This window comes from Streptomyces sp. M-16 (genome assembly GCF_052114405.1).
GTDB lineage: Bacteria > Actinomycetota > Actinomycetes > Streptomycetales > Streptomycetaceae > Streptomyces.
The window spans coordinates 147548-168951 of the sequence record NZ_JBFRER010000001.1; the positions used below are offsets into that span (position 1 = coordinate 147548).

At 73.2% G+C, this 21404-nt stretch carries 18 protein-coding genes; 11 read left to right on the plus strand and 7 right to left on the minus strand.

Annotated features, from left to right (window positions below):
* Position 1: 1 nt before the first annotated feature.
* Complete coding sequence (locus AB4039_RS00625) at positions 2 to 2002, minus strand: hypothetical protein (RefSeq protein WP_266845945.1); 2001 nt, start codon at positions 2000 to 2002, stop codon at positions 2 to 4.
* Positions 2003 to 2236: 234 nt separating this feature from the next.
* Here AB4039_RS00625 and AB4039_RS00630 point away from each other — a divergent pair, with 234 nt between their 5' ends.
* From AB4039_RS00630 to AB4039_RS00655, 6 genes are all read left to right on the plus strand, one after another.
* Positions 2237 to 3181 carry an aldose 1-epimerase family protein gene (locus tag AB4039_RS00630; protein WP_442269705.1) on the plus strand — a complete coding sequence of 315 codons (945 nt, stop codon included), beginning with the start codon at positions 2237 to 2239 and terminating at the stop codon, positions 3179 to 3181.
* 63 nt (positions 3182 to 3244) lie between these two features.
* Positions 3245 to 4216, plus strand: a complete 972-nt coding sequence (locus tag AB4039_RS00635) for a cyclase family protein (protein WP_442269706.1) — start codon at positions 3245 to 3247, stop codon at positions 4214 to 4216.
* A 150-nt stretch (positions 4217 to 4366) separates the two neighbouring features.
* A complete protein-coding gene (locus AB4039_RS00640) occupies positions 4367 to 5947 on the plus strand; it encodes a GMC family oxidoreductase (RefSeq protein WP_266845947.1) in 1581 nt (526 codons plus the stop codon).
* 151 nt (positions 5948 to 6098) lie between these two features.
* A complete protein-coding gene (locus AB4039_RS00645; RefSeq protein ID WP_442269707.1) occupies positions 6099 to 6938 on the plus strand; it encodes an SDR family oxidoreductase in 840 nt (279 codons plus the stop codon).
* 48 nt (positions 6939 to 6986) lie between these two features.
* On the plus strand, positions 6987 to 8465 hold the full coding sequence (locus tag AB4039_RS00650) for a cytochrome ubiquinol oxidase subunit I (RefSeq protein WP_266845948.1): 1479 nt from the start codon (positions 6987 to 6989) through the stop codon (positions 8463 to 8465).
* Positions 8462 to 9517: a cytochrome d ubiquinol oxidase subunit II gene (locus AB4039_RS00655; protein ID WP_442269708.1), complete on the plus strand. Its 1056-nt coding sequence runs from the start codon at positions 8462 to 8464 to the stop codon at positions 9515 to 9517. The genes AB4039_RS00650 and AB4039_RS00655 overlap by 4 nt, the downstream gene beginning before the upstream one ends.
* Before the next feature lie 47 nt (positions 9518 to 9564).
* On the opposite strand, the gene AB4039_RS00660 is transcribed toward AB4039_RS00655, so the two are convergent.
* Positions 9565 to 10245: a DUF1345 domain-containing protein gene (locus tag AB4039_RS00660; RefSeq protein WP_266845950.1), complete on the minus strand. Its 681-nt coding sequence runs from the start codon at positions 10243 to 10245 to the stop codon at positions 9565 to 9567.
* A gap of 321 nt (positions 10246 to 10566) precedes the next feature.
* On the opposite strand from AB4039_RS00660, the gene AB4039_RS00665 reads away from it, so the two are divergent.
* Positions 10567 to 12345, plus strand: a complete 1779-nt coding sequence (locus AB4039_RS00665; protein ID WP_442269709.1) for a cation:proton antiporter — start codon at positions 10567 to 10569, stop codon at positions 12343 to 12345.
* A 14-nt stretch (positions 12346 to 12359) separates the two neighbouring features.
* On the opposite strand, the gene AB4039_RS00670 is transcribed toward AB4039_RS00665, so the two are convergent.
* Positions 12360 to 14180 carry a glycoside hydrolase family 15 protein gene (locus tag AB4039_RS00670; protein ID WP_442269710.1) on the minus strand — a complete coding sequence of 607 codons (1821 nt, stop codon included), beginning with the start codon at positions 14178 to 14180 and terminating at the stop codon, positions 12360 to 12362.
* A gap of 291 nt (positions 14181 to 14471) precedes the next feature.
* Between AB4039_RS00670 and AB4039_RS00675 the strand changes: the two genes are divergently transcribed.
* Complete coding sequence (locus AB4039_RS00675) at positions 14472 to 15821, plus strand: chloride channel protein (RefSeq protein WP_442269711.1); 1350 nt, start codon at positions 14472 to 14474, stop codon at positions 15819 to 15821.
* Between the two features lie 139 nt (positions 15822 to 15960).
* Here the strand turns inward: AB4039_RS00675 and AB4039_RS00680 are convergent, their stop codons facing one another.
* Entirely contained in the window at positions 15961 to 16593 is a 633-nt protein-coding gene (locus AB4039_RS00680) for a hypothetical protein (protein ID WP_266845954.1), read from the minus strand.
* 173 nt (positions 16594 to 16766) lie between these two features.
* Between AB4039_RS00680 and AB4039_RS00685 the strand changes: the two genes are divergently transcribed.
* Entirely contained in the window at positions 16767 to 17738 is a 972-nt protein-coding gene (locus AB4039_RS00685) for a GNAT family N-acetyltransferase (RefSeq protein ID WP_266845955.1), read from the plus strand.
* 65 nt (positions 17739 to 17803) lie between these two features.
* Here AB4039_RS00685 and AB4039_RS00690 read toward each other — a convergent pair whose 3' ends face one another.
* Together AB4039_RS00690 and AB4039_RS00695 are read right to left on the minus strand one after the other, a co-directional pair.
* Positions 17804 to 18283 carry a hypothetical protein gene (locus tag AB4039_RS00690; protein WP_266845956.1) on the minus strand — a complete coding sequence of 160 codons (480 nt, stop codon included), beginning with the start codon at positions 18281 to 18283 and terminating at the stop codon, positions 17804 to 17806.
* 25 nt (positions 18284 to 18308) lie between these two features.
* On the minus strand, positions 18309 to 18983 hold the full coding sequence (locus AB4039_RS00695; protein WP_442269752.1) for a DedA family protein: 675 nt from the start codon (positions 18981 to 18983) through the stop codon (positions 18309 to 18311).
* 155 nt (positions 18984 to 19138) lie between these two features.
* Here AB4039_RS00695 and AB4039_RS00700 point away from each other — a divergent pair, with 155 nt between their 5' ends.
* Positions 19139 to 19510: a BlaI/MecI/CopY family transcriptional regulator gene (locus AB4039_RS00700; protein ID WP_266845957.1), complete on the plus strand. Its 372-nt coding sequence runs from the start codon at positions 19139 to 19141 to the stop codon at positions 19508 to 19510.
* Positions 19507 to 20433, plus strand: coding sequence for a M56 family metallopeptidase (locus tag AB4039_RS00705; protein WP_266845958.1), 927 nt, complete (start codon positions 19507 to 19509; stop codon positions 20431 to 20433). Before AB4039_RS00700 ends, AB4039_RS00705 begins: the two co-directional genes overlap by 4 nt.
* Before the next feature lie 48 nt (positions 20434 to 20481).
* Here the strand turns inward: AB4039_RS00705 and AB4039_RS00710 are convergent, their stop codons facing one another.
* Positions 20482 to 21318 carry an undecaprenyl-diphosphate phosphatase gene (locus tag AB4039_RS00710; protein ID WP_266845959.1) on the minus strand — a complete coding sequence of 279 codons (837 nt, stop codon included), beginning with the start codon at positions 21316 to 21318 and terminating at the stop codon, positions 20482 to 20484.
* Positions 21319 to 21404: the final 86 nt, after the last annotated feature.

A 21404-nucleotide genomic window follows, 5' to 3' on the forward strand; every position in this document is an offset into this window, starting at 1 on the left:
CTCAGCCCTCCCAGCCCGCGGTCTGGGGATCGCGCCAGTGACGGTAGCGCTCCGCCTCGTCGTAGAGGGCCACGATGTCGTTCCTCCGCAGTTGGGACAGCTGCGCGCAGCCGTCGGCGATCAGATCGTTGAGGCGCATGGCCGGGTCGGCGAGCGGATCGCTCCACACCCAGCGGGTGGTCACCAGGGTGTGGATCACCGACTCGGTGTCCATCACCCGTCCGGGCCGGCGCGGGACGAGTCCGGCGAGGAGCTCCACGGGGCCGCTGCCGGTGGGGAGGCGGTTCGGCGCGGCGGTGATCGCGTCGAACTCGGAGATCCACTGCGCGGCCGGTACGGCGGTGAAGCGCCGCGTCAGGTGCGCGGCGACCTCCTCGGTCCGCCCGCGGGCCAGCTGGTGGTACATCTGCTGCACCGGCTTCCCCTCGCCGCGGTAGTACTCGGCGAGGAGTTCGTGCGCCGCGTCCCACCCGTCGGGGCGCGCGGCCAGCCGCCACAGGAGCAGCCGGCGCAGCCACGGGTGCAGTACGGGGACGACGGCGACGGGCCCGGTCAGCAGCCAGCGGGAGCGGACCTCCCCGAACAGGGAGTCGTCGGGGCTGAGCAGCCGCGTGGCGACGGAGAAGTCCCGGGCGGCGGCGCATTCGGCGAGCGCGGCGCGCTGGGTGTCGTCGAAATCGCGCAGGAGGTGGCCGAGGGCCGTGTCGGCGAGGGTGGCGGACTCCTCCCCGGAGCGCAAGGGCCGGTCGGGCAGGGTGCGCAGCCAGCGGTCCTGCCCGGGCCCCGAGTCGGGGGGCGGCCCGGCCTGGCGCAGTACGTCCAGTACCTGGTGGACGGCGCGCGGCAGCCCTCCGGTCAGCCGGTGCACGAAGGAGGTGAGGCGGGTCAGCGGGGCCAGGTCGCCGTTCCCGCCGAGCTGGAGCTCTATCCGGATCCGCACCTCGTCCAGGTTGAGGTCGCGCAGGCGCAACGGGTACCACCAGGTGTCCTCGCTGTCGCGGGTGGGCCGGTGGGCGTTCCAGTCGGACAGGGACGCCCGGTCGGGACCGCGCAGCTGCCAGGGCCAGGAGTCGCCGGTGGCCGGGCCCCAGCGGGGCAGCCAGCGGTTGGAGCTGGCGACGACGGTCAGCGGGTCGCTGGCATGGCCGGCCACGACCGTCTCGTCGTGCCGGGAGCGCAGCAGCAGATCGAGGAAGCGGCGGCCGTACCCGGTGTGGGAGTTGTCGAGGAGCAGCAGGTAGGAGCGGGGCATGAAACTGCGGGCCGAGTTGCGTCTGAGGTCCTCCAGGAACGCGGAGAACAGGACGAGGTCGAGCCGCTCCTGCTCGTTCTCGTCGCCCTCGTGACGCCAGAGATTGAGCTCCACGAGGGCTTCCATCGGGTCCGCGCTGCGGGTCATGGGGTGGCGTCCGTACCAGTGGGCCCCGGAGGTCAGCCGGCTGCCCAGCCTGCCGCCGAACAGGCCGGGCACGGTGCGGCGGCCGCGCCGCAGGGCGTCCTGGAAGAGGGCGAGGGCGGCGGTCGAGGCGCCTTCGGGCATCCCGACCGCACCCATCCCCACCTCGAAGAAGGCGGCCAGGTAGTCGCCGTGCCGGGCCTCGTTCTCCTCCTGGAACCGGTCGAGCTGGCGCTGCACCGCGCGCCGGCCCTCGGCGAGGCTGCGCATGCGCAGCTCCTGGTCGGAGGCGAGCAGACCCAGGCTGAGCAGCGGGAAGTGGGAGCGCCCGTAGCGGGGCAGCTTGCGTTCGAGCTGGCGGGCCAGGAGCCCGAGGGCGTAGCGCGGCAGCAGGGACTGGGCCCCGCCGAAATTGACGAAGGCGAAGGGGTAGTCGGGCCCGAAGTGCTCCATGAGCGCGCTGTGCGCCTCGCTGGCTCCGCTGCCCGCCGGCCCGAGGAGCATGGTCAGGGGCCGTTCGGCGGCCGGGTCCTCCTTCAGGCACGCGTCGACGAGCGACAGGATGCCGCTCCGGCCCCGCAGGCCCATGCCCGTGCCCGGCTCCATCACGTGTGATCCCCCCAGGACGACGCTTCCGAGGAGTAGAGACTGCCATCGGGAGCGGGAGTCAGACAGGGTTTTCCCCTCCTTGATTCGGTCCGCTCGCATCCGCGCAGGTACCGCGGGGCTCCGGGCCCGGGGAGGGGCCGGCGGCCGGCCCGTGCCGAGGGCCCCGACGTGCGCGGCGTGGGCCGCTGACCGAGATTGGAAGTATCCGATCCACCCGCCGAGGAGCCGCCCGTGTCCGCGCAGACCCCCGGGGCCTCTGGCCCGACAGGTGAGCAGTGGGAGCTGCGCCACGGCGGCCAGAGCGCCGTCGTGGCCGAACTCGGCGGCGCCCTGCGCCACTACGAGGCGGACGGCCGGCCCCTGCTGGACGGGTTCGCCGCCGACGCCCCGGTCACCGCCGGGCGCGGGCAGCTGCTGGTGCCCTGGCCCAACCGGGTGGGCGGCGGCCGCTACCGGTTCGACGGCAAGGACCTGCAACTCCCGCTCAGCGAACCGGAGCACCACAACGCGATCCACGGACTGCTGCGCTGGACCCCCTGGCGCCTGCTCGACCGCTCCGGCGACGCGCTGCGGGCCGGCACCACGCTCCACCCCCAGCCCGGGTACCCCTTCCTGCTGGAGGTGACCGCCGACTACCGGCTCACGGACGACGGGCTGGAGGTCCTGGTCCGCGCCACCAACACCGGCACCACGAGAGCGCCGTACGGGGTGGGGCAGCACCCCTACCTGACGGTCGGCACCGGCCTGGTCGACGCGGCGCTGCTCACCGTGCCCGCCCGCTTCCGGCTGCGCACCGACGACGTGGGTCTGCCGATCGGCGAGGAGCCCGTCGAGGGTACGGAGTACGACTTCCGCACCCCCCGCCCCATCGGCCCGCAGCACCTGGACACCGCCTTCACCGGACTCGACCGCGACGGGGACGGCCGGGCCGTGGTCCGGCTGGCACACCCCTCGGGGCGGCACGGCACCGATGTATGGCTCGGCGAGGGCACCCGGTGCGTGCAGGTGTACACCGGTGACACCCTGCCGGAGCCCGAGCGGCGCCGCGGTGTCGCCGTGGAKGCCATGTCCTGCCCGGCGGACGCCTTCCGCACCGGCACCGACCTGACGGTCCTGGAACCGGGGGCCCGGCACGAGCTCCGCTGGGGCCTGAGCCCCTGGGGGAGCGCCGGCTGAACGGGACCGACGGCGGCGACGTACCCGGCACACCCCCAGCGTCGGCGGGAAGGCGGCGATCCGATGGCCCGGCACCACGAACCCCCGGCCGGCCGGCGCATGAGCGCGCAGGACTTCCGGGCACTGTACGAGCGGCTGCGCGCGGCGGACCCGGCCGGCCGGGATCCGGCGGGCCGGGATCCGGACGGCCGGCGCGGGGCCCTGCGCCACCTGACCCCCGCACGCGTCGCGGCGGCCGCCGCCGAGGTCCGGCTCGGTCACACGGTGTCCCTCGCCGCGCCGATCGAGACCCGGCCGGGTCCGGACGATCCCGAGCCCGCCGAGTACCGGGTGACCGGGCCCGCCCCCGGGGAGGCCACCGCGGACGGTCTGCACTTCGCCCTCGACCGCTTCGCCATGAACGTCCACGGGGACGCGGACAGCCACCTCGACGCGCTCAACCACGTGATCTTCGACGGCGAGCTGTACGACGGGGTCCCGGCCGGGGACACGGCGGCGGCGGGCGCCCGCTCGCTCTCCCTCGACGCGGTCCGCGACGGCATCGTGGGACGGGGCGTGCTGCTGGACGTCCCCCGGTCGCGGGGCGTGCCCTGGCTGGAGCCGGGGGAGAACGTGACGGCCGGGGACCTGACGGCCGCCGAGGCCGCCCAGGGCGTCCGGGTCGGCCCCGGGGACCTGCTGCTCGTCCGGGTGGGGCACCGGCGCCGCCGCGCGGAACTCGGGGCGTGGGAGGCGGCGCGGGCGAGGGCGGGCCTGCACCCGGATGCCCTGTCGTTCCTGGCGGAGCGCGAGGTCGCCGTCCTGGGGGGCGACGGCAACAACGACACCGCCCCCGGCGCGGTGGCGGACGTCGCCTTCCCCGTGCACGTCCTGGCGGTGCAGGCGATGGGCATGCACCTGATGGACTACCTGAGCTTCGAGGAGCTGGTCACGGCCTGTGAACGGGCCGGCCGCTGGAGCTTCCTGTGCGTGGTCGCCCCGCTGCGGCTGCCGGGCGCCACCGGGTCCCCCGTGAACCCGATCGCCGTGCTGTGACCGCGGCGCGCGCCGGTGCCCGCCCGGCCGGGTCGCCGTGCGGGGGAAGGGCGGCTACGTTCGAATGGGCGGACACGCCCGGACTCCGCACCGCGGAGCGACAGGTTCTGGCGCGATGGCAGGGCCGCGACCCCAAGGACGGTGGTCGACGTGGGCGACTCTCCCCACTACGACGTCATCATCATCGGGACCGGCGCGGGCGGCGGTACCCTCGCCCACCGGCTGGCGCCGTCCGGCAAACGCGTCCTGCTCCTCGAACGCGGCGGCTACCTGCCCCGGGAGCGGGACAACTGGGATTCCACCGCGGTGTTCGTCAAGGGCAAGTACCGGGCCCCGGAGTTCTGGTTCGACCAGCACGGCGAAGCGTTCCCTCCCGAGGTCAACTACTACGTCGGCGGGAACACGAAGTTCTACGGAGCCGCCCTCTTCCGGCTGCGGCCCGAGGACTTCGGCGAGCTCCGCCACCACGGTGGCATGTCGCCCGCCTGGCCCCTGCGGTACGAGGACCTGGAGCCGTACTACACGCAGGCCGAGCACCTCTACCGCGTGCACGGGCGGCACGGGGAGGATCCCGGAGAGGGGCCGGTGAGCGCGCAGTACGCCTATCCGCCCGTCGAACACGAGCCGCGCATCCAGCAGTTGAACGACGACCTGGAGAGGAAGGGGCTGCACCCCTTCCACCTGCCCATCGGGGTCGACCTCGTTCAGGACGCCGACGGGCGGGCCGTTCCCTCCAGCGTCTGCATCCGCTGCAACCGGGTGGACGGCTTCCCCTGTCTGGTGCGCGGCAAGTCCGACGCCCAGGTGATCTGCGTGGAGCCCGCCCTGGAGTACTCCAACGTCGAACTGCTCACCCACGCCCACGTGGTCCGGCTGGAGACCGACGCCGCCGGCCGCAGCGTTACCTCCGTCGTCGTCAGGGGCGCCGACGGCTCCGAGACCCGGTTCTCCGCGGACATCGTGGTCGTCTCCTGCGGGGCGGTCAATTCCGCGGCCCTGCTCCTGGCCTCGGCCAACGACCGCCACCCACGGGGACTGGCCAACAGCTCCGACGTCGTGGGCCGCCACTACATGCGGCACAACAACCTGGCCCTGATGGCGGTGTCGAAGGAACCCAACGACACGCAGTTCCAGAAGACCCTCGCGCTGCACGACTGGTACCTGGGCGCGGACGACTGGGACCACCCGCTGGGCGGCATCCAGATGCTGGGCAAGTCGGACGCCGAGCAGATCCACGGCGAAGCCCCGCGCTGGGCCGGAGCGGTCATCCCGGACATGCCGTTCGAGGTGCTGGCGCACCACGCCGTCGACTTCTGGCTGTGCGGCGAGGACCTCCCGATGCCCGACAACCGGGTCACCCTGGACCGCGACGGCGCCATCCACCTCGCACTCGACGAGAAGAACAACACGGAGGGGCTGGAGCGGCTGCGGCACAAGCTCCAGGGCATGCTCGGGCACCTGGGCATGCACGAGCGGCACCTGCTGCCGCACAGCATCTACCTCCACAAGGGCATGCCGATCGGGGCCACCGCGCACCAGGCGGGCACCGTCCGGTTCGGCACGGACCCGGCCGCCTCCGCCCTGGACACCGACTGCAAGGCCCACGACCTCGACAACCTCTACGTGGTCGACACGAGCTTCTTCCCGAGCATCGGCGCGGTCAACCCGTCCCTGACGGCCATCGCCAACGCGCTGCGGGTCGGCGACCACCTCCTGGCCCGGCTGAACTGACCCCCACGCCTCCTGGGCCGACCGGAGGAAGATCCTCGGCCGAACGGCCCAACCGGGGCCCGCCGGGCGGGCCCGCTGCCGCTGCCGCTGCTTGTGTGGGCCATCGGTCGGTCCGGTCGCCCGGAGCCGCGCATCGAGGAGGCAGCACGACGTGGATTCCACCGTGGGCGCACCGCAGGGTGTGATTCCGCCCCATCTGCTCAAGGGACAGAAGGCGCTGGTCACCGGCGCCAACTCGGGCATCGGCAAGGCGACGGCCATCGGGCTCGGCAAGGCCGGTGCCGACGTGGTAGTGAACTACGTGGCCGACCGCGACTCCGCGGAGGAGGTCGTCCGCGAGATCGCCTCGTACGGGGTGCGCGCGGAGGCCTACGAGGCGGACGTGTCCCAGGAGGACCAGGTCGTCGCCATGGTGGACCGGATGGTGCGGGAGTTCGGCACGATCGACATCATGGTCGCCAACGCCGGCCTGCAACGGGACGCCCCGTTCACCGAGATGACCCTCGCCCAGTGGCAGAAGGTGCTGGACGTCAACCTCACCGGCCAGTTCCTGTGCGCCCGCGAGGCGACGAAGGAGTTCATGCGGCGCGGCGTGGTTCCCGAGGTGTCCTGCGCGGCCGGGAAGATCATCTGCATGAGTTCGGTGCACCAGATCATCCCGTGGGCCGGACACGTCAACTACGCCTCCTCCAAGGGCGGCGTGCAGATGATGATGGAGACCCTGGCCCAGGAGCTCGCACCGCACCGGATCCGGGTGAACGCGGTCGCCCCCGGGGCCATCAGGACGCCCATCAACCGCGACGCCTGGGAGACCCCGCAGGCGCGCGAGGAGCTGCTGAAACTGATCCCGTACAAGCGCATCGGCGACCCCGAGGACATCGCGCACGCCGTCGTCGCCCTCTCGTCCGACCTCATGGACTACGTGGTCGGCGCCACCCTCTACGTCGACGGCGGAATGACCCTGTTCCCCGGATTCGCCACCGGCGGCTGATCCTCCCTCGCCCGTGCGCCGGTCACGGCACTAGCAGCGAAGGCACGCATGCACACCACGGTCCACCTGCTCGCCGACGCCCCGGCCCAGCTGCTCCCGGCCAGGGAACTCATGGCCTTCACCCTCGCCTCCCACATCATCCTGGTGCCCATGGGCGTGGCCCTGCCGTTCATCACCCTGGTGATGCACTACCGCGGCCTGCGCCACAACGACCCCACCGCCCTGTTGCTGGCCCGGCGCTGGTCGGCCGTCATGGCGGTGCAGTTCGCCGTCGGCATCGTCACCGGCACCGTCCTCTCCTTCGAGTTCGGCCTGCTCTGGCCCGGCCTGATGGGCAGGTGGGGTGACGTGTTCGGCATCGGGTTCGGTGTCGAGGCGTGGGCGTTCTTCCTCGAAGCGGTGCTCATCGCCATCTACCTCTACGGCTGGCGCCGGCTGAAGCCCCGTACGCACTTCCTGCTCGGGCTTCCGCTCCCGGCCGCCGCGCTGATGGGGGCGTTCGGCATCCTGGCCGCCAACTCCTGGATGAACACGCCGCAGGGCTTCTCCCTCGACCCCGAGGGCAACCCGGTCGACGTCAACATCTGGAAGGCCGTCTTCACCCCGATGTTCGGGCCGCAGTACTGGCACTTCGTCGTGGCCATGCTGCTGACCGCCGGGTACGTGGTGGCCGGGGTCTACGCGGTCGGCTGGCTGCGCGGCCGCCGGGACCACTACCACCGGCTCGGCTTCGCCGTCCCCTTCACCATCGCCGCCGTGGCCACTCCGATCCAGTTCGTGCTGGGCGACTCCATCGCCCGGTCGGTGTTCCACAAGCAGCCCGTGAAGTTCGCCGCCCTGGAGATCGTCTGGGAGACCGGCACCCACGTGCCCGAGTACATGTTCGGCCGCCTGCACCCGGACGGATCGGTCTCCGGCGGCATCAAGATCCCCCAGCTCGACTCCATCCTGGCCGGCTTCAGCCCGGCCACCAAGGTGATCGGACTCTCCTCCGTCCCCGAGAGCGACCGGCCCACGGCCACCCAGGCGACCATCGCCCACTGGGCCTTCGACCTCATGGTCGTGATCGGATCCGTGCTGGTCCTGCTCGCCCTCTGGTACGCGCTGGTCTGGTTCAGGCACCGCCGCCTGCCGGCCTCCCCGTGGTTCTACCGCGGCGCCGCCTGCGCGGGCGTCGCGTCGGTGGTGGCCGTGGAATGCGGCTGGGTCGCCACCGAGGTGGGGCGCCAGCCCTGGATCGTGTACCAGAACATGCGGGTCGCCGAGGCGGTGACCGCGACCCGCTCAACCAGTTTGTGGATCATGTTCGGCCTGGTGGTCGCGGTGTACGTGTTCGTCTTCGGCTCCTTCCTCGCCGTCCTCCTGAAAATGCGCACCCGATGGCGGCTCGCCGACGCGCGGCAGGCGGCCGGGGGCCCGGCGGGGGCGCCGGAGACGGACACCCCGTACGGGCCCCGTCCCTCCGTCCCGGCGGGCGGCCCGCCCCCCGCCGCAGGATCCGCCCCGTCCGAGGACGGCCGGTCGTGACCGCCGGGCTCATCGCCCTCGTCCTGCTGCTCGCCGTGGCGGCGTACGCGTGCGCGGGCGGCACCGACTACGGGGCCGGCTTCTGGGACCTGGTCGCAGGAGGGGCCGAACGCGGCAAGCGGCCGCGGTGGCTCATCGACCACGCGATGTCCCCGGTGTGGGAGGTCAACAACGTCTGGCTGATCTTCGTCCTCGTCATCATGTGGACGGGATTCCCGACGTTCTTCCAGACCGTGTTCTCGGCGATGTGGCTCCCGCTCGCCCTGTCCGCCGTCGGCATGGTCCTGCGCGGCGCCTCCTTCGCCTTCCGCAAGGCCGCCCGGCGGCTCAGCCGACAGCGGCTGCTCGGAGCCCTGTTCGCCCTGTCCTCGCTCGTCACGCCCTTCTTCCTCGGCGCGGCCGCCGGCGGGATCGCCTCCGGGCGGGCGGCGCCCGGCACGGAAGCCGAGGCGCACGTCTGGGTCAACCCGACCTCCCTCCTGTTCGGACTGCTGGCGGTCACCGCCACGGCCTTCCTCGGCGCGGTGTTCCTCGCCGGTGACGCGCGCCGCTTCGACGCGCCCGAGCTGGTCGGCTACTTCCGGGCGCGGGCCCTGGCGGCACTCGCCGCGGTCGCCGTACTGGCCGTGATCACGCTGTTCGTCACCCGCACGGACGCCCCGTACGTGTGGCACGGCCTCACCCACGGCGCGGGGCTCGTCTTCACCCTCGTGGCCGGGGCGGCCACCTGCGCCACCGCGTGGCTGCTGACCCGCACGCCGGACATCCGGGTCCGGTTCACGGCGGTGGCGGTCGTCGCGGGAGCCGTCATCGCCTGGGGCCTGGCCCAGCGCCCGTACCTCGTCCCCACCTCGCTGACCGTCTCCGACGCGGCGGGCGCCCCCTCCACCCTGACGTGGCTCGTGTTCGTGACGCTGGTGGCCCTGGTGCTCGTCGGCCCGGCCGTCTTCCTCCTGTACTGGCTGGACACCCACGGCGAGCTGGAGGAACTCACCGACGCCGACCTGCGGCGCGGCGGCCCCGAGCCGGGTGGGACGGCCGGTGGCGGCTGACGCCCGGACACGCGGACGGCGCCCGGCCGCGGGGGTCCGGCCGTCCGTCAGACGAGGACGTTGACCGCGCGGGCGATGACGAGACCCAGGATGGCCAGGGAGATGACGGACTGGACGGTCATGACGCTCTTGGCCCAGGGGGCGAGCGGCATGACGTCGGTGGGGCTGAACGCGGTCGAGTTGGTGAAACCGAGGTAGAGGTAGTCGATGTACCGGGGGCGCCAGTCCGCCGCGCGCACCTCGGGGCTGAGGTGCTGGGGAAAGGCGAGTGCCGGGGTGCCGGGCATGCGGTGGGCCCGGGCGGAGGGCCCGCCGCTGTCGAGTTCGAAGTACAGCAGGGAGAACGCGAGCACGGTGGTGACCCAGACGATGCCGCCGGCCAGGAGGAGGGCCGAGGCGGACGAGGTCTCCTTCCCGCCGTGGATGAGATCGTCGATCAGCTGGACGGTCGACCACGAGGCCCCGCACGCCATCACGACGACCAGGGCGATCGACACCGCGCGCAGGGCGTCCGAGCGGCGGCTGATCCGGACGGGGTCGGCCGAGACCAGCGCCACCAGGAGCAGCCCCTCGGCCAGGGGAATCGCCCACCGGGGTCCCAGTCTCAGATCGTCGGGCAGCAGGAGGGTCAGTACCGCCGAGACGATGACGGCCGCGGCCATCGGCCAGCGGGTCTCGGGGTGCACCGCCGGTCGCGGTGCGGGCTCCGGCTCGTGCGGGTCGCTCATACGGTTCGCATCCGAGGGGGTGTGTCCCGGCAGGGGCGGACTGCTGCCGGGGGGCGGGGCGGGCGGGCGGGAGCGCACCGGCCGCCGCGGTCACCCGACGCGGGGGAGCCGGGATCGCGGGTCCTACCGTAGAACGGGGTGAAGGTGTGGCGAGGTGACCGACACGCTCCCCGCCCACTTCCCCACCGAGCCGTTCCCGCCGTCGCGGCACGTCACAATGGCCCGCGACGTGGTGGGACCGCACCTCGGCGCACGTGTACCGCGCGGGGTGGGAACGCCCGCGCGCTCCTCGGCTGTGAACGCCTCCGCGGAAGGCCCGTCATGACAACGAGTCAGATCCTGCTCGGCATCGGACTGGTCCTGGCCCTCGCCGTGGGCTGCCAGGTGGTCGCGAGCCTGCTGCGCCTCCCGGCGATCCTCCTGCTGCTGCCGACCGGGTTCATCGCGGGCACGCTGACCGACGACGTCAACCCCGAGAAGCTGCTCGGGCCCGCGTTCTCACCGCTCGTCTCCCTCGCCGTCGCGGTCATCCTCTACGACGCCGGCCTGGGACTCGACCTCCGCCACCTCAAGGGCCACACCCGCACGGTCGTGGTCCGGCTGGTCTGGCTCGGCGCCCTCGTCACCGCGGTGGCCGCGGCCCTGATCGCCGTCCCCGTCCTCGGCATGTCGGCGGGCGCCGCCGTGATGCTGGGCGCGATCCTCGTCGTGAGCGGGCCGACCGTCGTCGGGCCCCTGCTGAGGTTCGTCCGCCCGACGGAGCGCCTGCAGCGCGTCCTCGTCTGGGAGGGCTCCCTGATCGACCCGCTCGGGGGCATCCTCGGAGCGCTGGTCTTCCACGGCGTCCTGGCCAGCGGACAGTACGGCTTCCCCCACCAGCTCGCCATGTTCTGCGGCAGCGTCGCGGTCGGGCTCGCGGGCGGCGCCGTCGGAACGGTCCTGCTCTGGCTGCTCCTGCGCCGCCTCACCCTCGACGAGGTGCTCGCCACCACGGTGCAGCTCGCCGCCGTGGTCTCGGTGGCCGCGGCCTGCGACGCCTACCGGGACGACACCGGCCTGATCGCCGCCGTGGTCATGGGGATCGCACTGGCCAACCTGCCCGGCCTGGACATGCCCGCCCGCCGGTCCTTCTTCGAGACCCTGGTCTCGCTCATCATCGGCCTGCTGTTCATCTCCATCTCGGCCACCGTCACCCCGCAGTCCCTGCGCCACGTGGCGCTGCCCGCCCTGGGCCTGGTCGCCGCGCTCGTCCTCGTCGTCCGGCCGCTGGTGGCGCTGCTCTCCACCGCCCGCACCGACGTCCCCTACCGCGAGCGCTGGTTCATCGGCTGGATGGCCCCCCGCGGCATCGTCGCCGCGGCCACCGCCTCCACCTTCTCCGTCGCCCTCGTCGGGGCCGGTATCGGCGGCGCACAGAAGATCCTTCCCGCGACCTTCGTGGTGATCGTCGCCACCGTCACGGTGTACGGCCTGACGGCGGTTCCCGCGGCCCGCCGGCTCGACGTCCGCCGCCCGGCCCGCTCCCGGCCGCTCCTGGTCGGCGGCGACCCCTGGGTGATCGAGCTCGGGCGCGCGCTGCGCTCCGCGGGCCTGGACGTGCTCATGTGGGCCGGCCTCGAAGGCCAGCGGCGCGGCATCACCGACGCCGGCCTCGACCTGGCCCCGGGCGAACTGCTCGCCGCCGCCACCGGCTCCGGCGCCGCACTCGAAGGCATCACGGACGTCCTGCTGCTCACCGACGAGGACGACTTCAACGCCCTCGCGTTCATGACGCTCAAGGAGACAGTGGAGGGACCCGTCCACCGCCTGGCACCGCCCACCCGCAGCCACGGCGTCATCGCCCCGTACGCGGGCAGCCGGGCGCTGTTCGGACCCGGCCTCAACCGGCCGGAAGTGGCCCACCGGTTCGCCGACGGCGCCCGCATCGTCGTCGTGCCGGCCGACAGGGGCGTCCCGGCCGGACACGACACGCTGTTCCTGGTGCGACCGGACGGACGGCTCGCCGCCGCCACGGAGGCCGGACCGCCGACGCCGGGCGACGGTGACACCGCGATCCTCCTTACCCCCGCCGCGCCGTCCCCGCCGCGGTCCCGGGCGTAGTCCCCGCCGTGGTCTCAGCCGCGCCGGCGGTCCAGCGCCTCGTCGAGGGTGCTCGCCGCCATGATGAGCGACAGGTGGGTGAACGCCTGTGGGAAGTTGCCCAGTTGCTCACCGCTGGGGCCCACCTCCTCGGCGAAGAGACCGATGTGGTTGGCGTAGGTGTGCATCTTCTCGAACGTGTACCGGGCGGGCCGCAGGCGGCCGGCGCGGGCGAGCGCGTCCACGTACAGGAAGGTGCAAAGGCTGAAGGTGCCCTCGGAGCCGCGCAGGCCGTCCGGGGAAGCGGCCGGGTCGTAGCGGTAGACGAGGCTGTCGGAGACCAGGGTGCGGTCCATGGCGTCCAGGGTGGAGAGCCAGGACGGGTCCCTGGGCGCCACGAAGCCGACCCGGGGCATGAGCAGGAGGGAGGCGTCCAGGACGGCATCGCTGCCGTAGTGCTGGACGTAGGCCCGAGTGGAGTCGTTCCAGCCGCGCTCCATGACCTGGTACAGGATGTCGTCGCGGGTCCGCGTCCAGCGCTCGGTGTCGGCGGGCCGGCGGAACTCCTCCGCCAGCCGCAGGCCCCGGTCGAAGGCGGCCCAGCACATGATCCGGCTGTAGGTGAAGTCCTGGCGGCCGCCGCGCGTCTCCCAGATCCCCTCGTCGGGGCGGTCCCAGGAACCGGCCAGCCAGTCCAGCGTCCGGGAGAGCACCTTCCAGCCCTGGTAGCCGGCCTGCACGGCGATCTCGTGTCCCTCGGACAGGGCGTAGAGCGCCTCTCCGTAGATGTCCAGCTGCAACTGGTCGGCGGCCGCGTTGCCCAGCCGTACCGGCGCCGAGCCCCGGTAACCCTCCAGGTGACCGAGGACCTCCTCGGTCAACAGCGGTTCGCCGTCGACCCGGTACATGATCTGGAGCGGTTCGCCGTTCTTGCCGGCGGACTCGCGCAGCCGGTCACCGAGCCAGTGCGTGAAGTCGGTGGCCTCCTCGACGAACCCGAGGTCGAGCAGGGCGCGTACGGAGAGCGAGCCGTCGCGGACCCAGGTGTAGCGGTAGTCCCAGTTGCGTTCGCCGCCGACCTGTTCGGGCAGGCCCATGGTGGCGGCGGCGACCGGGGCGCCGCTGGGCGCGTACGTGAGGAGCTTGAGGGTGATGGCGGAGCGGTTGACCATGTCGGGCCACCGGCCGCGGTAGTTGGACCCGCGGACCCAGCTCTGCCAGAAGTCGGCGGCCTCCCAGAGCTGGTGGGTGATCCCGTCGACGGAGAGCGGCGGCGGGGTCTGCGCGTCGGCTCCGCGGACGGTGAGGACGACCGCTGCAGCTTCGCCCACCTCCAGCGTGACGGAACCCCGTACGTCGTCGCCGTCACGCTCCACCGGGAAGGTGCTCTGGAGGTGCGCGCAGACGCCCGGGGCCCGGAAGGCGGCGGCATCGGGGCCCAGCTCCAGCCGGTGGGAGGCCCGGCCGTAGTCGAACCGGGGGCGGCACTCCATGTCGAAGCGGACGGTGCCGCGCACGGTGCGGACGGTGCGGATCAGGGTGTGCCGGACCGCCGGGGAGCGGCCGGTGTGCGGCGGCATCCAGTCGAGCACCTCACCCACCCCGTCGGGGGACATGAAGCGGGTGACCAGGACGGCGGTGTCCGGGTAGTACAGCTGTTTGCAGCGGGCCTCCGGGTCCGCCGAAGAGATCCGGAAGTAGCCGCCGCGATCGTGGTCCAGCAGGGCGGCGAAGATGCTGGGGGAGTCGAAGCGGGGCGCCGCGAACCAGTCGACGACGCCGCTTGAGGTCACGAGCGCGGCGGTCTGAAGATCACCTATGAGACCGTGCTCGGCGATGGGCGGATAGCGGTCCATGAGCATCCCCGGGTCAGGGTGGTCCTTTGGATTCACTATCGGTCAGCGCCACCCGGCGCGCCCGGCGAGCCGGGGACCGGCGGGCTTCGGCCCTGGTCCGCGGCGGTGCGCGCGGGCCCCGCACACCCGGCGCGCGCGGGGCCGGAGCGTGCCGTCGGAATGACGTTCGGTGACTCGCCGGGACGTCGCGGACCGTACGCGCCCGACACGACCCGGTGCCGTGATACGACCACCGGGAGGCCTGTCGCCCGACGTGTCCGGGTGGATCCCTGAGCTGAGGAGACGATGCGCATGTCGACCGTACCCGCCGGGCCGCCCCCCGCGCCACCGCCGGACGCCTACGCCCTGGTCCGCACCCGCGGGTACGTGGTGCTGCTGGTCATGACGGCGCTCCTCGGCATCCCGGTCTCCGCGGTGGCCTTCGGGTTCCTCGCGCTCGTGTCCGCGCTGCAGTCGCTGACCTACACCGACCTGCCGAGGGGGCTGGGCTTCGACGGAACGCCCTCGTGGTGGCCGATCCCGCTCCTCGCCGTGGGCGGCCTGCTGGTGGCCCTGACCATCCGCTGCCTGCCGGGGGAGGGCGGCCACAGGCCGGCCGAGGGCCTGGTCACGAAGGGGCCGCCCACGGCGGCGGAGCTGCCCGGCATCGCGCTCGCGGCGATCCTGTCGCTGGGCGCGGGCGTGGTGCTGGGGCCCGAGGCGCCGCTCATCGCGCTCGGCGGCGGCCTGGCGGTGTTCGCCGTCCGCGCCGTGAAGCGCGGCCTCGACGCCGGCACCACCGCCGTCCTGGGGGCCGCGGGGAGTTTCGCGGCCGTCAGCACGCTGCTGGGCTCGCCCCTGCTCGGGGCGTTCCTCCTGATGGAGGTGTCCGGCATCGGCGGCGCGATGATGGGGATCGTCCTGGTACCGGGCCTGCTCGCGGCCGGCGTGGGCGCACTGATCTTCACCGGCCTGGGGTCGTGGACCGGCCTCGGCACCTTCTCGCTGGTCCTCGGTCACGTACCGCGGGCCGCCCGGCCCGATCTCGCGGGCTTCGGCTGGGCACTGGCCATCGGGGTGGCCGGGGCCCTGCTCGGCGCGGCGCTCCACCGGACGTCCCTGCTCCTGGAGGCCCGGGTCGAGCGCCGACGGCTGCCGCTCACCGTGCTGGCCGGTGCGCTCATGGGCGTGGCCGCCCTGGTGTACGCCGAGACGACCGGCCGGGAGGCCTCCGAGGTGCTCTACTCGGGGCAGAGCGCCCTCGGCCCGCTGCTGTCGGACCAGGCCGGATACGCGGCGGTGACCCTGGTGGTCCTGCTCGTGTGCAAGGCCGTCGCCTACGGCCTCGCCCTCGGGGCCTTCCGCGGCGGCCCGATCTTCCCGTCGATGTTCTTGGGAGCGGTGGTCGGTCTGGCCCTGGCCCACCTCCCCGGGCTGGACGTGACGTCAGGTTTCGCGATGGGCGTCGGGGCGATGTGCGTGGCGATGCTGAAACTGCCGATGACCTCCGTGCTGCTGGCCACCATCCTGATGGGAACCGAGGGGATCACCGTGATGCCGCTCGTGATCGTCGCGGTGGTGGTCTCCTACGTCCTCACACTCAGACTCGCCCCCGCCCCGCGGCCCGCCCCGACGCCCGCGCCGCCCCCGGCGTCCGCGTGAACGGTGCTCCGCCCTCCCGCACCGTCGGGACCCCACGGGCTGCTCCGGAGCCGGTCCAAGCACGGATCACCAGCCGGGTCGCAACGGCCGCCGGGACCACCACCAGGCCCGTCCGGCAGGCCCGGGACCAGAGGCTCGCTCAGCCCGGATAGCGGGCGGAGGCCGCGACGAAGGGTGCCGCGTCGCGGGACACCGAGGCGACGAGGGCGACCCAGGAGCCGTCCGTGAACTCGATGTCCATGCGTCCCTTCTGGAGCACGCCCGTCGGCTTGGCGCGCAGGGCGGAGACGGCCGATCGGGGCGTTTCCCAGTACTGCTTCATCACCGGCGTCATCTGCCACAGCTGTGAGACGTCGCTCAGGGCGTACCAGCGCCGGTCCGTGACGGCCAGCACGCCCGTGACCGAGCCGCGCGCGGCGGCCCGGGAGATGACGAAGCGTCCGGCGGCGCTCTGCCAGCCGCCCTCCATGCTCGTTCCGTGCATCAACCGGTTGCCGAGGTTGTCCACCGCGTCCGGCATCCGGTCGATCGCGTCCGCCGCCGCGGCCGGCCTCGACCGGCGGGGATCGAGCACGCGCGCCTTGACCAGCTGCTTCAGGGGCCCGGGCAGCCTTCCCTCGATCCGCCGCTGGAGTTCGGAGGGCTCGGGCGGCGGGAGCAGCGACGCGGGAGGGGCCGGCACGCCCGGCCCCAGTTCGTAGGAGCACCAGGCGATGAGCCGCTCCCCGGGTCGCAGGAACGCCTCGGCCTGTTCACGCCCGCCCTCGGTCAACGGACCCGCTCCTGTTCGTCGTTCGGCCGGCTCGTCCGGCGCTCCGGATTCTGCCTCACCCGTCGCCGTCGATGATCACCGGGGCGGCGCTGCTCCCGGGTCCCGCGGTGCGGACGATCGCATATGGTCTGCCGAAACGTGACGAAGTGTTACGGGACGAGGGGGGATTCCGCATGTTCGCAGTGGTCTACCGGTGGCGGCTCCACGAGGGCAAGGAGCAGCAGTTCGTGGACGGTTGGCGGCGGGTGACGGCCGCGATCCACGCCCGGTGCGGCAGTTACGGCTCGCGCCTGCACCGGGCGGACGACGGTACGTGGGTGGCCTACGCGCGATGGCCGGACGCGGAGAGCCGCGAACGGTGCGCGGTGCCCGATCCGGAGGGCGTGGCCATGATGAGCGGGGCGATCGCGGAGCGCTTCCCGGAGACCCGCCTGCGGATCGTCGACGACATGCTCGCGGAGCCGGCCGGGCCCTCGGTGGCCGGGTCCAAGGGGTCGGCGGTGGCGGGCGATCAGTGGGAGACCGCACGGTCGTGGGTAGAAGGGTGGGCCGTGGCCCGGCGGGCGTCCAAGCCGGTGGACGTGCCCTGGGGGCTGCGGATGGAGATCGGTCAGCCGGCCCGGACGGTCCGTCACGTCCTGTTCGACGCCGACGCCGCAGCCGCCCGCGGGCTCATCGGCACGATCACCGAGCCCGGCACGTGCGTCAAGGCGTTTCTCCCACCGGGCGACATGGAACCCTGGTTCCCGTCCGAATGGGAGCCCACCGATCCCTGCTTCCTGATGACCGTCGACCTGCGCCCGTCGCCCGTGCGTGCGCCGGACGGGTACGCCGTCACCGTCGAGACCGCCGACGGCGTCACCCTGGTGCGCGTCCTGAGCGCCGACGGGGAACTCGCCGCGTGCGGCCGGACGGGTCTGGCCGGTACCGCCTGCGTCTTCGACCAGATCGTCACCGAACCGGCTCACCAGCGCCTCGGCCTCGGGACGGTGGTGATGGCCACCCTCACCGACGCGGCCGTCGAGAGCGGAGCGACCGTGGGCATCCTGGGCGCGACCGTCCAGGGCCGGGCGCTCTACGAAGCGCTCGGCTGGAAGCTCCACTCACCGTTGTCCGGATTCGTCTACAAACCCTCGGCCCGGTGACGGGGGACGCCCCGGTCCTGCGGCCCCCCCGCGGGCGGAGGCGTGCTGTCCGCCCGGTGCGTCCCCTACGGCACGTCGCCCCGGGCGGTCGTCGGCTCCGTGGACTCCAGGGCCCGGGCGAACACGGTGACGGCCTCGCACGGCATCGCGTAGCCCCGGATGCGCCGGTCGCCGTCGGGGTGGGTGGTCGGGGTCAGCGGGATCCGGATGCCGGAGGGCCACAGCCCTCGGCGGGCGCCGCGGGCGACCGCGCTCGTGAGCGTGGTGGTGAAGCCCTTCCAGAGGCCGTCGCCGTCCTGGCCGCGCAGCGTTTCGACGTCGGCCCAGCCCGAGCCCTCGACGACGTGCCGCACGACCCCGATGGCCCGCAGGGGCAGGTCCCGCAGCAGGTGGGCCGCGCGTTCGGGGGTCCAGTCGCACTGCATGTGGACGGTGATGCCCTGGCTGCCGTGCGTGACAGGGGTGTGGCGGGCGACGAGCTCGACGATGCCGAGGGCGATCTCGCCGCCGAGCTGGTCCGGGACGTCCTCTATGACGATCCGCATCGCCGCTCCTTCCGTCGGGCGGGTGTCACACGCTTCCGCCGGCGCGGCCCGCGCGGCGGGAGCGCCGCAGCTCCAGGCCGACGGGGACGAGGGAGACGGCGACGATGAGCGCGATGATCGGCAGGAGGTAGCGGTCCACGTCGGGTACGGAGGAGCCGAGCGCGTACCCGGCCAGGACGAGGCCGGTCGTCCACAGCAGACCTCCCAGGACCTGCCAGACGGCGAAGGTGCGCGCCGGTACGTTCAGGATCCCGGCCAGGGGGTTCAGCACGGTCCGCACGATGGGCAGGAACCGGGCCAGCACGATGGCCTTCGCGTACCCGTAGCGCTGGAGGATCTCGGCCGCACGGGCGGCGCCCTCGCCGATCTTGCGGGACCCGGTCCGGGTCAGGAAGGCGGGGCCCGCCTTCCGGCCCAGCAGGTAGCCGGTCTGGGCGCCCGCGAGGGCGCCGGCGGCCGAGGCGAGCAGGACCCAGGGCAGCGAGAGGTGCCCGGTGGTGGTGGCCGAGCCGGCGCACAGCAGCCCGGCCGTGAAGAGCAGCGAGTCGCCGGGCAGGAAGAACCCGATCAGCAGGCCGGTCTCGGCGAACAGGACGACCGCGATGCCGACCGTCCCGAACGCGGCGAGCAGGGACTGGGCGTCGAGGAGGTTCACGGCGAGGTGCACCGGCGCGGGTGCGGCGAGCTGGGTGAGGGGCATCGGCACGGTCCCATCGATAATGGTGGTCGGGGTGGGGCTCACCGCCGTGGGCGAAAGGTTTCCGGACCGCCGAGGGGGCGGCCGGCCCATCTCGACGTCTACAGAACAGTAGTCGGTCTACCCTGCCGTAGACGACTCCGTGAGAGGAAACTTCCGTGGTGGACAGCGCGAGCGAACGCCGGCCGGCCGGCGAGCTGGAGTCAAGCGTTCTGGCCGCCCTGTGGGCCGCGGGTCAACCGCAGTCGGCGGCGCAGGTCAGGGCGGCGATACCGCAGCCCCTGGCCCGGACCACGGTGGCGACGCTGCTCGCCCGGCTGTACGAGAAGGGCGTCATCGACCGCAGTCCGGGCGGGCGGGGCTTCCTGTACTTCCCGCTGGAGGACGCGCACGGCATGACGGCTCGCCGGATGCACCGCGAGCTCGATCAGGACGGCGACCGCAGCGTCGTCCTGGCCCGGTTCGTCGAAGGGCTCAGCTCCGACGACGAGGCGGAGCTCAGGCGGCTGCTGGAGGGAGGCGGACAGTGATCGTCCTCCTTCTCGTCCCCCTCGTACTGCCCTGGATCCTGCCGCCGCTCGCCCGGCGGGCGGCGGCCCGGGTGAGGCCCGAGGCGGCGCTCTGGACGGTCACCGCGGCCACCGCCGCGCTCGCCGTCGCGGTCGTGGCCTGCCTGGGCGTCCTGCTGCTGCCCCTCGCCCTGGCGATCGCGCCCCTGGCCGCCCTCCTGCACCTGATCCGGCCGCTCCAGGCCGGTCCCGCGCCCCTGGCCCTCGGCCTCTCGGCGCTGTCCGCCGGGATCGTCGCGGTCACCGGCGTGACCGTGGTCCGGCGCGGGCTGTCCGAGGCGAAGCGCCTGCGCGGCGCCCACGGGGACGTCGCGCACCTTCCGCAGGTCGGAGGGCTGTGCGTACTGGAGGACTCCCGCCCGGACGCCTACGCCCTTCCGGGCCTGACGGGTCCGGGCCGGATCGTGGTCACCAGCGGCATGCTGCGCTCCCTGGACCCGCGCGAGCGCGAAGCGCTCCTGGCCCACGAACGCGCCCACCTCGCCGCGCGCCACCACCTCTTCCTCGCCGTCGCCCAGCTGGCCGGATGGTGCCACCCGGCACTGGCCGCCGTCGTGCCCCAGGTGCGGTTCGCGGCCGAACGCGCCGCCGACGAGTGCGCCGCCCGGGTCACCGGCAGCCGCACGCTCACGGCGCGCGCGGTGGGGCGCGCGGCCCTGGCCGCCACCCGTGGCGGCCGGCGCCCCGGGGGATCCGTACTCGCCGCGGGAGCGGTCACCGGGCCGGTCCCCGCCCGGGTGAGGGCCCTGCTCGGCCACGCGCCCGTCCGGTGGGTCGCCCCGGTGCTCCTGGCCGTGGCCATGCTGTGCACGACGGCCGGGACGTCCGCCCTCTCCGGTGCCGTCTGGCTGCACCGGGGCGTCGAGACCGCCCAGGGGGAGTAGGCCGCCCGGATCGGGAGCGAGAGCCGGGCCGACCAGCGGCGCACGCCGTCAGGCGGCCAGGACGCCGGTGCCGAGGAGGCCGAAGAGCAGGACGCCGATGACGATCCGGTAGACGACGAAGGCGTTGAAGGAGTGCTTGGCCACGAACTTCAGCAGCCAGGCGATCGAGGCGTAGGCGACCGCGAAGGACACCACGGTCCCGACGGCCAGCGGGAGCATGTCGACGCCGGCGCCGACGGCGTCCTTGAGCTCGTACAGACCCGCGCCGGTCAGGGCGGGGATGCCGAGGAAGAAGGAGAGGCGGGTCGCGGCGACGCGTTCGAGGTCGAGGATCAGGCCGGTCGACATGGTGGCGCCGGAGCGGGAGAAGCCGGGGAAGAGGAGGGCGAGGATCTGGGAGCAGCCCACCAGCATGGCGTCCTTGAAGCCGGTGTCGTCCTCGCCGCGCTTGTGCCGGCCCATCTGGTCGGCCGCCCACATCAGGCCGCTGCCCACGATCAGGGAGCCGGCCACCACCCACAGGGAGGCCAGGGTGCTCTCGATGAGCGGTTTGGCGGCCAGGCCCACGACCACGATGGGGACGGTGGCGAAGATCACCCACCAGGCGAACTTGTAGTCGTGGTGGTAGCGCTCCTCCCGGTTGGTCAGGCCGCGCCCCCACGCGCTCACGATCCGCACGATGTCCTTGAAGAAGTACACCAGCACCGCGGCGATGGCCCCGACCTGGATGACGGCGGTGAACGCGACGACGGCCTTGTCGTCCACCGGAATGCCCATCAGGCCTTCGGTGATCTTCAGATGCCCGGTGGAGGAGACCGGCAGGAACTCGGTCACCCCCTCGACGACGCCGAGGATGGCTGCCTGACCGATGCCGATGGTGCTCAATTGGTCCGTCCCTGGGGTTGGCTGGATGGAGCGGCGGAGGCTGGAGAGGGCCGGTGCCCGATGCCGTGGGCGGACCGCGCGGCCTG